The sequence below is a fragment of the Ideonella dechloratans genome (genome assembly GCF_021049305.1).
GTDB lineage: Bacteria > Pseudomonadota > Gammaproteobacteria > Burkholderiales > Burkholderiaceae_C > Ideonella > Ideonella dechloratans.
In genome coordinates, this window is sequence record NZ_CP088082.1 from 381278 (window position 1) to 395276 (window position 13999).

The following is a 13999-nucleotide window of genomic DNA, read 5'->3' on the forward strand; positions in this document are numbered from 1 at the left end:
CAATGGAGGGCATGAAGACCTTGTTTTCGATGCTGTTCAAGGCCGTTGCCACCGCCCTGGGGCTGGTGCTGATGGCCGGCCTGCTGCTGGCGGGCCTGCTGACGGCGGTGATCGTTCTGGTGTGGGCCCGCCTGCGCGGCCGCCCGCTGCCCGCGGTCAACCTGCGCTGGGGCCGGCCCGGTGGCTTCTCCGGGGCGGGCCGCGCCCCCGCGGGCGAGGTGGTGGACATCGACGCCCGCGAGGTGGACGGTGCCGCCGCGTCGCGCGCAGGCACCGTCCGGCCGGCGCTGGAGGAGCCCGGCACCCGATGAGCCCGCCGGTGGGAGACCGCCCCGAGCGCTGGGTGCTGGATGCGGGTGAGGCCGATGTGGCCTTGCTGGACATTCCCGCCGTGCTGCATGACGAGCGGGTGTTCGAGATCGACGTGCGCCTGGAGGTGCGCCACCGGGGCGGGCCCGAGGCAGGCTGGCATGAGCTGAAGGTGGAGCTCGATGGCGCCCAGGTCTGGGCCCGCCGGCTGGATACCCCCGCCGGCAATGCCGATTCGCTCGACTACCATTGCCGTCGCGCAGTGCCGGCCGGTCGGGCCCTGCGGGTGCGGGCCGTGACTGCGGTCGGCCCGGGGGTGCAGCGGCGCCGCCTGTACATCGAAGCGGAATTGGCACAACTCTGAGCAGACGACCGGCGCCCGGGGATGGACAATCCTCGTCGGACGACGTGCTCCGCCGAGCCGTCCGTCGCAGGAGAAACAACGTCTTGAGCCTCAAAGCCAGCCATGCAGGGATGCCACAGCCGCCGGGGCCGGGGGCATGGGGCCTGCTGGCGGCCGGCGCGCTGGTGTTGCTGTCCCTCTGGCCCCCCTTGCAGGCGCTGATGCCGGAGTGGACCCTGCCGACCCGCCTGTCCTTCCTGATGCTGGCCGGCGCAACGTGGGGGCATCGGCGCCATCCGCGACTGGCCGCGGCCGTGGCCGCGGGGGCCGCGCTGCTGGTGCTGGCTTCCGCCCTCATCCACGGCCTGGCCCATGGCCCCGCCGGCATCGGCCGTCCCCCCGGCTGGCCCCTGCTGCAGCTGGGCCTGGCCTCGGGCGGGTTGGTGGTCTGGTCCGTCGCCCAGCCCCCGGCAGGGCGTGTCGGCTGGACCTGGCTGGGGGCCGCCGGGCAACTGGGCGTGGCGCTGGCCGCCTGGGGCGGGGCAGACCTGTCCTGGCCCATCCGGGGCCTGCTGTCCTGGCTGGCCGCCGCCGGTCTGTGGCTGGCCTGGGTTCAGCCGGTGCCGGCGGCCCTGCTTCGGGCGCTGGAGGGGATGCTGCACCGTCTGCGGCAGCGCGCGCCTGCCGGCGGAGCTTCGGGCCCGGGGCTGCCCGCACCTGGCGCGGCCCCGCCACCGGCCTCGCCGGCCGAGCCCGAGCCGGTGGCCCTCAGCCGCGGCCTGCTGCAGCTCGCCGGCTGGGGCATGGCGATGGTGTCGCTGGGCGAGGAGCCTCGCATCATTGCCAGCAACCCGGCCTTCGCGGCGCTGCTGGGGCATGACGTCGAGGCGCTGGAAGGCATGCTGGAGCGGCGCTGCGTGGCACCGTCCTGCTGGGTGGCCTTGGCCACGGCCCGGGCGCAGGCCCAGATCCAGGGCGGTGCGCAGGTGGAACTGCGGCACCGCCACCGCAACGGCCACGAGCTGTCCACGCTGGTGCATCTGACCCTGGTGCGCGACGCCACCGGTCAGCCATCGCACTACCTGGTCAGCGTGCAGGACATCAGTGCGCTCAAGCAGGTCCAGCAGCAGGCCCTGGGGCTGGCCACGCAGCTGCATGCGGTGCTGGAGGCCATGCCCGTGGGGGTGTGGATCGGCGACGCCCAGGGGCAGACCGAGCGCATCAACCCCGCCGTCCAGATCCTGGGCCTCTATGGCAGGCCGGAACAGGCCAGCGGGCGGGGCGACCATGAGTCGCTGATGCGCCGCGCGGTGATCACCGGCGATGTGGTGCGCAGCGGCCTGCGCGCCGTGCCGGACGCCCAGGGCGTGATGCGCGAGATCCAGATCACCGCCAAACCCATCCTCGACGGCCGTGGCCGGGTGGTGGGCGTGCTGGCGGTGGACGAGGACCTGACCGAGGCCCGGCGCAGCGCGCTGGCCCTGCGCCATTCCAGCGAGTTGCTGGAGCGCATCTTCAATGCCAGCATGGCGGGCATGGCCCTGGTCAACGAGGCGGGCGAGGTCGTGCGCTGCAACCTGGCCTGGCGGCTGCTCGTCGATGCCATGGAGGGCCAGTCGTTGCTGGCCACGCTGTCCGCCGGCGATCTGATCACGGTGCGCGAGGAGCTCGCGGCCATTGCGCGGGGAGAGCGCGGCATGCACATGGGCGAGCACGCGGTGCGCCGGCCAGCGGCCGAGCCGGCGTGGACGTCCCTGGTGCTGAGCCGTCTGCCGGGGGAAACCGACGAACAGGTGCGCCTGCTGGTGCAGGCCGCCGACGTGGAGGCACGCCGGCGGGCCGACGAGGAGATCGCCGCGGCACGTCTGCGGCTGACCGCGGCCCAGCGCATGGCCGGCATGGGCGAATGGCAGCTGGATGTGGAGCGCGGGACCGTGAACTGCTCCTTGGAGTTGCTGCGCCTGCTGGGCTACGGGCCGTCGGACCAGGTGCTGCCGCGCGGGCGCTGGATCGAGCGCATGCCGACCGAGGACCGGGCGAGCTACGCGGCGGCGCTGGAGCAGGCCCTGCAGGGCGACGGCCGCCTGAGCATCGACACCCGCCTGATGCGCCCCGATGGCGAGGTGATGGTGGTGCACCTGCATGCGGTGATGCAGCGCAGCGGCAGCGGCAAGGTGCTGATGGGCACCCTGCAGGATGTGACCGAGCGCAAGCGCATCGAGGACGCGCTGCGGGCTTCGCGCGAGCAGTTGCGTGCGCTGGTGGTCTACGAGGGCCAGTTGATCGAGGACGAGCGCAAGCGCATTGCCCGCGAGGTGCACGACGAACTCGGCCAGCTGGTCACGGCCCTGCGCATGGATCTGTCGATGCTGCGCCAGCGCCTCTCGGCCGACCCGGATGCCCTGCAGCGGGCCGAGCGCATGCGCCAGACCATGGCGACGATGAGCGACGTGGTGCGGCATGTGGCCTCGCACCTGCGGCCCGGTGCCCTGGACATGGGCCTGGTGGCCGCCATCGAGTGGCTGGCCGAGGACTTCTCGCTGCGCTGGGAGACCCGCTGCCAGCTGGAACTGCCCCATGAGCAGGAGCCCAGCCTGCCAGAATCGGTGGCGCTGGCCCTGTTCCGGGCCGTGCAGGAGTCGCTCACCAACATCGCCAAGCATGCACAGGCCAGCCAGGTCACCATCGCGCTGGAGCAGCGCGGTACCCTTCTGCACCTGACGGTGCGCGACAACGGCCGGGGTTTCGACCCCGAGGTGGTGGCCGCGCGCCGTGGCGGCGGCCTGGGGCTGCTGGGCATGCGCGAGCGCATGCTGGCCATCGGCGCCGTCATCGACATTGCCACCGGACCCACCGGCACGGTGGTGGATATCCTCTACGACATGGACAAGAACCCGAGCACACCATGAATCCGATCCACGTCATCCTCGCGGACGATCACAGCATCGTGCGCAGCGGCCTGCGCCAGCTCCTGGACAGCATCGACGGCCTGCAGGTCGTCGGCGAGGCTGCCAACGGCGAGGCCCTGCTGGAGGTGCTGGCCGGCACCCCGGCCGACATCCTGCTGCTGGACCTGTCCATGCCCGGCCTGAGCGGTGTGGACCTGATCAACCGCATCCGCCATGTCCATCCCAATCTGCCGGTCATGGTGCTGTCCATGCATGCGGAGGCGCCGATCGTGGCGCGCGTGCTGCGCGCCGGCGCCTCCGGCTACGCGACCAAGGACTGCGACCCCGGCACCCTGGTGGCGGCGGTGCGGCGGGTGGCCGAGGGTGGTCGCTTCATCGATCCCTCGCTGGTCGATTCCGTGGTCTTCCAGGTGGACCGGCCCGAATCGCAGCCGCACGATCTGCTGTCCCCGCGCGAGCGCGAGGTGCTCGAGCGCATTGCCGCGGGCCAGGCGCTGGGCGACATCGCCGACGAGCTGCACCTCAGCCCCAAGACGGTGAGTACCCACAAGATGCGGCTGATGCAGAAGCTCAACCTGCAGACCAATGCCGACCTGCTGAAGTACGCGGTGCGGCACGGCATCACGAACGGCTAGCCGGCGCCCGCTCAACCCGCTCCGGCCGGCCGCGCCAAGAGAAGCCCACAGCCCAGGACACGACCATGGATCTTCCCGCCCCCGCCACCTCCACGCCGCTGCTGAGCGGGGAGCCACCGTTCCGGGTGCTGCTGGTGGACGATGAGCCCCTGCAGTGGACCCTGGTGCAGGAGATCCTCTCCGGGCCCGGCTTCGAGGTCGAGATCGCGGCCGACGGCCTGCAGGGACTGGCCTGCCTGGGGCGGGCGGATTTCGATGTGGTCCTCACCGACCGCCGCATGCCCGGCATGGACGGTGACGAGTTCTGCCGCCGGGTGCGGCGGCAGCCCGGCCTGGCCATGCTGCCCATCCTGATGGTCACCGGCAGCACCGCTTCCAGTGATCTGCAGGCCGGTCTGTCGGCCGGAGCCGACGACTTCCTGGGCAAGCCCTACAACCCGGTGGAACTGCTGGCCCGAGTGCGGGTGGCGGCCCAGCGCAAGCGGGCCATGGACCAGCTCGACAGCACCGAGTCCACGCTGTTCGCGCTGGCGCGCATGGTGGAGGCCAAGGACGAGAACACCGGTGACCACTGCAGCCGCCTGGCCCACAAGGCCGTGGGCTTCGGCCGGGCCCTGGGCCTGTCCACGCCCGAACTGCACGCCCTGCGTCGTGGCGGCGTGCTGCACGACATCGGCAAGCTCGGCATCCCCGACCACATCCTGCTCAAGCCCGGCGCCCTGACCGACGAGGAATGGGCCGTGATGCGTCAGCACACCACCATCGGCTACCACCTGGTGTCCAACCTGCGCAGCATGCGGCTGACCGCGCCCGTCATCCGCCACCATCACGAGCGCTGGGATGGCAGCGGCTACCCGGACCGCCTGGCCGGGGAGGCCATTCCATTGCTGGCCCGCGTGTTCCAGATCGTGGACATCCACGACGCCCTGACCTACGAGCGGCCCTACAAGAAGGCGCTGAGCGAGGCCCAGGCCCGGGCCATCCTGGAAGAGGAGACCGCCCGGGGCTGGCGGGATCCGGCCCTGGTCCGTGCCTTCTTCGAGTGGACCGAACGGAACCCGGGCTGGGCCGAGCCGCCGGCCCAGCCGGCGGACGACCTGGGGATCCAGCTCTACGCCAGCCTGTCCAGCGCCGGCTGAGGCCTGCGCGGGCCCGCTGCCTCCCCCCATCTTTTCATCTGCCGTGTCCCAAGAGTCGCCTTCCTCGCTGCGCCTTCACCTGGGCGACCCCGGCCCCGAGTGGCGGCGCGCGCTGCCCTGGATGCTGCCCATCCTGGTGCTGCTGGCGCTGGAGTACTCGCCCTGGCGTGCGGCACTGGGCTTTCCCCTGTCGAGCTACCTGGGCTTCCACACCGCGGTCGAGCTGATCGCGATGACGATGGGCCTGGTGTGCTTCGGCCTGCTGTGGCTGACGCCTGCCACGGCGGTGCGCACCTCCACGGTGGTGCTGGCCAGCGCGGTGGCGGCGGCTGCGGGACTGGATCTGCTGCACGTGCTGTCCTATGCGGGCATGCCGGCGCTGGTGACCCCCTCCAGCCCCGAGAAGGCCATTGCCTTCTGGCTGGCCGGGCGGACGGCCCTGGCCGTGGGCCTGCTGGTCGCGGCCTGGGCGCCGCTGAGGCGCCTGGAGGCCCCCGGCCGGCGCTACCTCTGGCTGAGCCTGGCCCTGTTGGCCATGGCGGGCATTGTCTGGCTCGTGCTCTGGCATGCAGAGGCCTTGCCCCCCACCTTCCTGCCCGGCGAGGGACTCACCCCCTTCAAGGTCGGTTTCGAGTTGGTGCTGGTGGGCATGAATCTGGTGGCCGCTGCCCGCCTGCAGCGGGTGGCACGGCGGGTGGGCACGCCGGCGGTCAGCCTGGCCGTCGCGGCCATGTTCTGCGCCGTGGCCGGCCTGTGCTTTGCCAGCTACGCCAGCCCCTCGGACATGCTCAATGCCCTGGGGCATGTGGCCAAGATCCTGGCCTATGCCTACCTGGTGCGCACCGCCTACCTGCTGTCGCTGCGCCTGCCGCTGGCCCAGGCCGGCGGCCTGGCCGATGCCCTGACCGCCAGCGGCAATCCCACGCTGATCTGCTCCGAGCTGGGCAGCATCCACTGGGTCAACCCGGCGTTCACCCAGGTCACCGGCTACACGCTGACCGAGCTGCGCGGACGCAGCCTGGCCGGCCTGTGCAGCGGCGCCGATGCCCGGTGGTCCGAGCAGCAGCAGGCCATGGCCAACGGCCAGTCCTGGCAGGGCCACGTCACGATGCGGCGCAAGGACGGCAGCAGCTACCTGGACAGCCGCCGCCTGACTCCCATCCGCAACGCGCAGGGCCACCTCAATGCCTACGTGATGACGGGCGAGGACATCACCGAGCGGGAGGCCCAGGCCCACGCGCTGGCGGCCGGTCAGGAGCGGCTGCGCGCCCTGCTGGCCTCGGCGCCGGACGCGGTGATCGTCATCGACCCTGCCGGCATGGTGCAACTGGCCAACCAGGCGGCCGAGCAGATGTTCGGCTACAGCCGCGCCGAGATGGTCGGGCAGAACGTGCGCATGCTGATGCCGGCCGAGGTGGCGGACGTGCACGACGGCCATCTGCAGCGCTACGCCCAGACCGGCGACCCCCGCATCATCGGCCGGGGCCGCGACGTGGAAGGCCAGCACCGGGATGGCCACCGGATGGACCTGCACCTGACCGTCGGCGAGGCCCAGCTGCCCGACGGCAAGGTCTACATCGGCTTCATGCGCGACACCCGCGAGCAGCGTCAGGCCCAGCGCGCGCTGGCCGAGCGCGAGCAGCGCTACCGCGCGCTGATGGACACCGCCATCGACGGAGTGATCCTCAGCGACCTCGACGGCCGCATCCTCGAGGCCAACGACGCCTACAGCCGCCTGTCCGGTTACAGCCGTGACGAGTTGCGGCGCATGAAGATCGTGGACCTGCAGGCCGAGTTCGACACCGCCGGTGTGGCCGACCGCATGCGGCGCGTCGTCCAGCAGGGCAACCTGCAGTTCGAGACCTGGCACCGCAGCAAGCAGGGGGTGGTCTGGCCGGTGGAGGTCTCGGTGGCCCACTGGGCGGTCGATGGCGGTCAGCTGTTCATCTTTGCCCGCGACCTCAGCGCGCGCAAGATGGCCGAGCGCGCGCTGCGCGAGAGCGAGGAACGTCTGGCTCTGGCTCTGCGGGGCACCAACGACGGTCTGTGGGACTACGACTTCCTGGACCAGTCGCTGTTCCTCTCGCCACGCTGGAAGGAGATGCTGGGCTATGGCGAGGCCGAGCTGCCCAGCCAGCTCGACTGGGTGCGCCGGCTGCTGCACCCCGAGGACGCGCTGAGTGCCCATGCCGCGGTGGCCGACCTGCTGGCCGGACGGGGCGGGGACCGCTTCGAGCTGGAGCTGCGCCTGCGCCACAAGGACGGTCACTGGATGCCGGTGCTCTGCCGCGGCCAGCTGGTGCGCGACGAGGCCGGGCAGCCCCTGCGCCTGATCGGCACCCACCAGGATCTGAGCGAGCGCCGCCGGGCCGAGCAGTCCCTGCGCGAGAGCGAGGACAAGCTGCGCAGCCTCTTCGAGCTCTCGCCCCTGGGCATCGCGATGTGCACGATGGACGGGCGGCTGGTGGAATTCAACGAGGCCTATCGCGCCCTGCTGGGCTTCGACGCCGCGACGCTGCGCAGCATGACCTACTGGGAGCTCACACCCCCGGAGTACGTGCAGGCCGAGGCCGAACAGCTGCAGGCGGTGGCCCACACCGGCCGCTACGGTCCGTACGACAAGGAGTACCTGCGCGCCGACGGCAGCCGGGTGCCGGTGCGGATGAACGGGGTGCGCATCGAACTGGCCGGCCAGCACTACCTCTGGTCCATCACCGAGGACCTGACGGCCCAGCGCCGTGTCGAGGCCGAGCGCCAGGCGCTGGCGCAGCAGCAGATGCAGTCGCAGAAGCTCGAAGCCCTGGGCCAGCTGACCGGCGGCATCGCGCACGACTTCAACAACATGCTCGGCGGCATCCTGGGACTGGCCAGCCTGGGGCTGGAGCGCCACGTCGAGGATCCCGACAGCAAGCTCGCCCAGTACCTGCGCGAGATCGTGCGCACCAGCGAGCGGGGCCGCGACCTGGTGGCCAAGATGCTGGCCTATGTCCGCACCGGCGAGCCGGCCGTCAGCCCGCCCCAGGCCCTGGCGCCGATCGTCGGCGAGGTCTGCGACCTGCTGCGGGCCTCGATGCCTGCCGGCGTCAGTCTGGACTGCCGCTGCCCGGACCCGGTGCCGCCGGCACGCATCTCGGCGGTGGACCTGCACCAGATTGTCATGAACCTGGTGCTCAATGCCCGCGACGCGGTGGGGCAGGGCGGCCGCATCGAGGTGGGCTTGTGCCATCAGCGCCAGGTGCCTGCCTCGGGGGGGGGGCAACTGTGCAGCCACTGCCACCAGCCGCTGCCGCAGGATTGCGTGGTGCTGGAAGTGCGCGACGACGGGCCGGGCATCCCGCCGGAGCTGCGGCCCCGCATCTTCGATCCCTTCTTCACCACCAAAGCGGTGGGCAAGGGCACGGGCCTGGGCCTGGCTTCGGTGACGGGGCTGGTGCACCGGGCCGGCGGGCATGTGCAGGTGGTCGCGCCGGCCGGCGGCGGCACGCTGATGCGCGTGCTGCTGCCCGCGGCCGGCGAGGCCGTGGTCCGGGTCGAGACGGTGCGCCCGGTCCCCCTGCCCCTGCCCTCCGGGGGGGCAGTCTGGGTGGTGGACGACGATCCCGCGGTGCTGGTCTTCCTCACCGAGCTGCTGCGCGAGAGCGGTTTCGAGGTCCAGGCCTTTGCCGAGCCCCGGCCGGCCCTGGACGCGCTGCGGGCCATCCAGGGCCAGTCGCAGGCGCATCCCGTGGCCCTGATCACCGACCAGACCATGCCCGGCATGTCCGGCGCCGAGCTGGCCCAGGCGGCGCTGGCCCTGTTGCCCAAGCTGCCGGTGGTGCTGTGCACCGGCTACAGCGAGCACATCGACGCCGAGGGCGCGCGGGCGCTGGGGGTGCGCTGCTTCCTGCGCAAACCCTTCGATTCCCAGGAGCTGCTGGCGGCCCTGGCCGGCGTGCTGCCCGAGCCCGGCTGAACGCCCGGGCGCGGGAGCCCGCGCCGCCATCCCCCGCAGGATTGAGCGGCGTGCTCGCGCGTCCGGCCGGGCTGCTGCATGATGCAGCGCCAGACACCACACCACACACACAGGGGGAGCAGCCATGGCGGACACCCGGCCGGACTATGCGAGCGAGGTGCGCTTCGGGCTCGTCATGTACGGCGGCGTGGCGCTGGCCATCTACATCAATGGCGTGGCCAACGAGCTCTACGAGCTGGCCTGTGCCACACCCAAGCGGGGCGACGTGCCCGCGCCCGAGGGCAGCACCCGGGCGGTCTACCGCCGACTGTCCTGGCTGCTGCGCGACCCGGCCTTGCGCAGCGCCTACCTGGCCCACCTGGACGGGCAGGGGGCCGACCCCTTTGCCGCCGGCGATCCGCCCGACAGCGACACCCGGGTGCGCTTTGTGGTCGATGTCATCTCCGGCACCTCGGCCGGCGGCATCAACGGCATCTTCCTGGCCAAGGCCCTGGCCCAGGGCCAGGCCTTCGCGCCGCTCAAGACCCTGTGGGTGCAGGAGGGCGACATCGCCCGCCTGATCAACGACAAGGCCTCCTACGAGGGCATCGAGTTCGCCAAGCGCGAGGGTGCGCCGCAGTCGCTGCTCAACAGCGACCGCATGTACCTCAAGCTGCTGCAGGCCATGGAGGACATGGCCCAGGCCGTGCCGCCGGTGGGTCAGGACGAGTCGGCCCTGTCCGACGAGCTGGACCTCTTCGTCACCACCACCGACATCCGCGGCGCGGTGGTGCCGCTGCGCCTGGCCGACAAGGTGGTCTACGAAAAGCGCCACAAGCAGGTGATGCAGCTGCAGTACCGCGGCGCGGGCGGGCGCACCCTGTACAGCGACTTCCGCACCGAGCTCACCCCCTTCCTGGCCTTTGCGGCGCGCTGCACCTCGTCCTTCCCCTTCGCCTTCGAGCCGATGTCGGTGGACGATGCGCTGCGCCTGGCCCGGCTGCGGCCGGGCGGGGGCGGCTTGGAGGTCAGCGCCTGGCGCGGCTACCTCAAGGGTCTGTCGGCCGACGACCTCGCCAGCGGCCAGTGGCAGCGCCGAGCCTTCGGGGACGGCGGCTACCTGGACAACAAGCCCTTCAGCTACGTGGTGGACGCCCTGTCCTGGCGGCTCTCGGCCCTGCCGATGGAGCGCAAGCTGATCTATGTCGAGCCCACGCCAGACCACCCCGAGCGCGAGCGCCAGGTCTTCGATGCCAAGCCCGATGCGCTGGAGAACGCGGTCGACGCCCTGACCCGCATCCCGCAGTACGAGACCATCCGCGAGGACCTGGAGGCGGTGCTCAAGCGCAACCGCCGCATCGAGCGGGTCGAACGCATCGTCCGCCGGGTCGAGCTGGACGTCGAGACGCTCAAGGAAGAGCCCTTCGCCCGCGTGCTGCTGGACCAGGACGGCCAGGTGCCAGACTGGTCGGCCCTGGATCTGGGCGACATGATCACCTACTACGGCGCGGCCTTCCTGCCCTACCGGCGCCTGCGCCTGGTCACGGTCAGCGACGACCTGGCCGACCGCCTGGCCATGCGCTGGGGCGTGGACCGTCATGCCGACCTGCAGTACGCCATGCGGGCCCTGGTGCGGGCCTGGCGCGAGGCCCATTACTTCGAGCACCGGGAAGAGGCCACGTCCGAACGCAGTGCCTCGGTCAACGCCTTCCTGGAAACCTACGACCTGGGCTACCGCCTGCGGCGGGTGGGCTTTCTGCTGCGTAAGACGCACCAGCTCGGCCGCCTGGTGCATGCGCTGCGTGACCCGGCCGGCCGCCTGGGCGATGCCGACGAGGCCCTGCGTCAGCGCCTGCAGCGCCACGGCGATCCCGCCGAGTTGGCCCGCCACCCGGCCCTCGGGGCGGCGCTGACGCAGCTGCGCCAGGGCCTGGCCCGCGCCCTGGGCGAGTTGCGCGAGGCCTGCTGGCCAGGGCCCGAGCAGCGGCCGAGCCTGGGCAGCGAGGAGGAGCGGCGTCAGCTCCAGCGGCTGCTCAAGCTGCTGATGGGCGAGGCCCTGGACCCGCCGCTGGACAGCCTGCCCGACGAGACCGGCGCCGCCGTGTCCGTCGCAGGCCAGCGCCTGCCGCCGCTGGACCCGCAGCTCACCCTGCAGGAAAACGTGTTCGCCCGCGCCCAGGCCCTGTTCCGGCTGGCCGGTGCCGGCCGGCGCACCCGGCTGCAGGCCCTGCTCGAGGAGGATCTGCAGACGCTGGGCGGCCAGTTCCGCCGCTACACCCGGCGTTCCGAGGAGCGCCGCGCCAGCGCGCTGCTGGTGCGCGAGCTTCTGGGCCAGCCCCGCCTGGTGGCCCGAGAGGAGGGGGGGCGCCAGCGCGTTCGGGTGGCGCTGCAGCCGGTGGCCGACACCGGGGATGACGCCGCGCTCAACAGCCCGGTGGGCACGGCCCTGCGCGCGTTGCTGGCCGAGTATTACCTGCGCTTCGACGAGTACGACCAGGCCTCCTTCCCCCTCTACTACGACACCGGCACCGGCGAGCCCTCGACGGTGGAGGTGCTGCGCGTCAGTCCGGAGGACGCCCCCAGCCTGGTGGCCCCGGGCAGCGGGCGGCGCAAGCTGGCCGGCGACAGCCTGTTCCACTTCGGCGGCTTCCTGGACGCGCGCTGGCGCCGCAACGACATCATGTGGGGCCGGCTGGACGGCGCCGAGCGCCTGCTGGCGGCCCTGCTGCCGGGCGAGAGCGACACCCGGCTGCGCGAGACCCTGCTGGCCCAGGCCCAGCGCGCCATCCTGCGCGAGGAGATGGCGCCCGAAGGCTATGACGAGCTGGTGCAGCGCTTTGCGCAGGCCCTGCTGGCCCAGGGCCAGCCCACGCTGCAGCAGGCCTTCGGTGCGCTGTGGCAGCAGCTGGGGCCGGACGACGCGGCGCGAGGCCAGCGCACCGCCCAGGCCCTGAAGGCCGTGCTGGGCGATGGTGGCCTGCTGGCCTATGTGGCCGGGCAGTACGAGGTGAACCGCCAGCTCGACACCCCGCGCATGCTGGACAACGCCGCGCGGGCGGTCACCGTCACCGGTCGCCTGCTGCAGGACTTGGAGCAGCGCCAGCGGATGCAGGCCAGCCGGGCCGTCTGGCTGACGCGCGGCGGGCTGGCGCTGCAGGGCCTGCTGGCCGTGTCGCTGCCGGGCAGCCTGCCCACGGCCGTGGTGCGGCACGGCCTGATGCTGCTCTACGCGGTGGAAGTGCTCCTGTTGCTGGGCGCCTGGCTGCTGGCCGCGACGGGGACGCGCGACTTCGCGCTGGCGGCCCTGGCCCTCACCGCCGTGGCCCACCTGGCCACCACCCTCACTGGTGACATGATGGTGCGGCGCACCGGCCGGCTGAAGGCCGTGGTGGCGCTGCTGGCCCTCTTGCTGGCCGGCTTGGCCGCGGTGGGCGGCTGGACCCTGTGGCAGCTGGGGCCCACCACCCTGATGTGCACCGTGCCGGGCCTGGCCGATGGCATGGGCAGCCTCTGCGACGACCCGGCCGATGGCGGACCGGACGGGACGGATGAATCGGACGACCCGGCGGGGTCGGTCGGCGACGTCAGGCCGCCACCAGTCTGAGCAGGGTGATCTCCGAGGGGGCGCCGACCCGCTTGGGCGGGCCCCAGTAGCCGGTGCCGCGGCTGACGTAGATCCACATCTGCTGCACCCGGTGCAGGCCGGCCACGAAGGGCTGCTGCAGCGGCACGAACCAGCCCCAGGGCCAGAACTGGCCGCCGTGGGTGTGGCCGGAGAGCTGCAGGTCGAAGCCGGCCGCCGCGGCGGCCAAGGCGCTGCGCGGCTGATGGGCCAGCAGCACCTTGGCCCCGGCCTGGGCTGGGGCGCCGGCCAGGGCGGCCTGCGGGTCGCTGCGGTGGCTGGGCTCGAAATGGTGGGCGGTGTAGTCGGCCACGCCGGCCAACACCAGCGGACTGCCCTGGTGCTGCAGCGTCACGTGCTCGTTCATCAGCACCCGCACGCCCAGGCGTTCCACCTCGGCCACCCAGTCGCTGCCGCCGCTGTAGTACTCGTGGTTGCCGGTGACGAAGAAGGCGCCGTGGCGGGCCTTGAGGTCGGCCAGCGGCGCCACATGCTCGGCCAGCTGGGCCACCGAGCCGTCGACCAGATCGCCCGTGATGGCCACCGCGTCGGCCTGCAGGGCGTTGACCGCGTCCACCATGGCCTGCAGCTGCGGGCGGCGGATGGTGGGGCCGACGTGGATGTCGCTGATTTGGGCGATGGTGAAGCCCTGCAGGCCGGCCGGCAGGCCCGCGATGGGCACGTCCACCGTCACCACCGGCGGAATGCGGCGCGCCTGCCAGGCGCCCCACAGCGTCAGGGCCAGGGCCCCGCTGAGCACCGTGCCGGCCGAGCCCGTGGCCAAGGTGGCCGTGTTCAGGGCCCACCAGCCCAGGGCGTGACCCGCGGTGGCCAGGCCCAGCAGCAGGTCGCGCAGCAGGGTCAGCACCAGCAGCGAGGACATCCAGCCCATGGCCACCAGGCCGGCGATGGTCAGGCCCCGGTGTGCGCTGCCATGGCCGCGCTGGCCCAGCCCCTGGGGCACCAGCCAGGCCGAGAGCAGCAGCAGGATCGCCGTGCTCACGGCCAAGGAGCCAGGCAGGGCGGGCAACAGCCGCCAGCCCATGTAGGCGTGCAGCAGGGCCGACAGGGTCGGCAGCGTCAGACGGATCATTCTTCTTTAGATGGGGCT

8 protein-coding genes are annotated in these 13999 nt (G+C 72.2%); 7 read left to right on the top strand and 1 reads right to left on the bottom strand.

Features of this window, described 5'->3' with window-relative positions:
* Positions 1-11 precede the first annotated feature (11 nt).
* From LRM40_RS19715 to LRM40_RS19745, 7 genes are all read left to right on the top strand, one after another.
* Positions 12-311, top strand: a complete 300-nt coding sequence (locus LRM40_RS19715; protein WP_151125115.1) for a hypothetical protein — start codon at positions 12-14, stop codon at positions 309-311.
* The gene (locus LRM40_RS19720; RefSeq protein WP_151125114.1) at positions 308-673 is read left to right on the top strand and encodes a hypothetical protein; all 366 of its coding nucleotides are present in this window, start codon (positions 308-310) and stop codon (positions 671-673) included. The genes LRM40_RS19715 and LRM40_RS19720 overlap by 4 nt, the downstream gene beginning before the upstream one ends.
* Before the next feature lie 83 nt (positions 674-756).
* Positions 757-3561, top strand: a complete 2805-nt coding sequence (locus tag LRM40_RS19725; protein ID WP_151125113.1) for a PAS domain-containing sensor histidine kinase — start codon at positions 757-759, stop codon at positions 3559-3561.
* Positions 3558-4196, top strand: coding sequence for a response regulator (locus LRM40_RS19730; protein ID WP_151125112.1), 639 nt, complete (start codon positions 3558-3560; stop codon positions 4194-4196). The genes LRM40_RS19725 and LRM40_RS19730 overlap by 4 nt, the downstream gene beginning before the upstream one ends.
* Before the next feature lie 65 nt (positions 4197-4261).
* Positions 4262-5335 (top strand): response regulator, encoded by a 1074-nt coding sequence (locus tag LRM40_RS19735; RefSeq protein ID WP_151125111.1) that lies wholly within the window; start codon positions 4262-4264, stop codon positions 5333-5335.
* A 43-nt stretch (positions 5336-5378) separates the two neighbouring features.
* Entirely contained in the window at positions 5379-9287 is a 3909-nt protein-coding gene (locus tag LRM40_RS19740) for a hybrid sensor histidine kinase/response regulator (RefSeq protein ID WP_151125110.1), read from the top strand.
* A gap of 124 nt (positions 9288-9411) precedes the next feature.
* Positions 9412-12870: a patatin-like protein gene (locus LRM40_RS19745; protein ID WP_151125109.1), complete on the top strand. Its 3459-nt coding sequence runs from the start codon at positions 9412-9414 to the stop codon at positions 12868-12870.
* On the opposite strand, the gene LRM40_RS19750 is transcribed toward LRM40_RS19745, so the two are convergent.
* Positions 12851-13981 (bottom strand): metallophosphoesterase, encoded by a 1131-nt coding sequence (locus LRM40_RS19750; protein ID WP_151125108.1) that lies wholly within the window; start codon positions 13979-13981, stop codon positions 12851-12853. The genes LRM40_RS19745 and LRM40_RS19750 overlap by 20 nt on opposite strands.
* Positions 13982-13999 lie beyond the last annotated feature (18 nt).

Bases quoted from the DNA above. Each gene is read 5' to 3' on its own strand.
- LRM40_RS19750 (WP_151125108.1), bottom strand. From the start codon at position 13,981: ATGATCCGTCTGACGCTGCCGACCCTGTCGGCCCTGCTGCACGCCTAC.
- LRM40_RS19715 (WP_151125115.1), top strand. From the start codon at position 12: ATGAAGACCTTGTTTTCGATGCTGTTCAAGGCCGTTGCCACCGCCCTG.
- LRM40_RS19730 (WP_151125112.1), top strand. From the start codon at position 3,558: ATGAATCCGATCCACGTCATCCTCGCGGACGATCACAGCATCGTGCGC.
- LRM40_RS19735 (WP_151125111.1), top strand. From the start codon at position 4,262: ATGGATCTTCCCGCCCCCGCCACCTCCACGCCGCTGCTGAGCGGGGAG.
- LRM40_RS19745 (WP_151125109.1), top strand. From the start codon at position 9,412: ATGGCGGACACCCGGCCGGACTATGCGAGCGAGGTGCGCTTCGGGCTC.
- LRM40_RS19720 (WP_151125114.1), top strand. From the start codon at position 308: ATGAGCCCGCCGGTGGGAGACCGCCCCGAGCGCTGGGTGCTGGATGCG.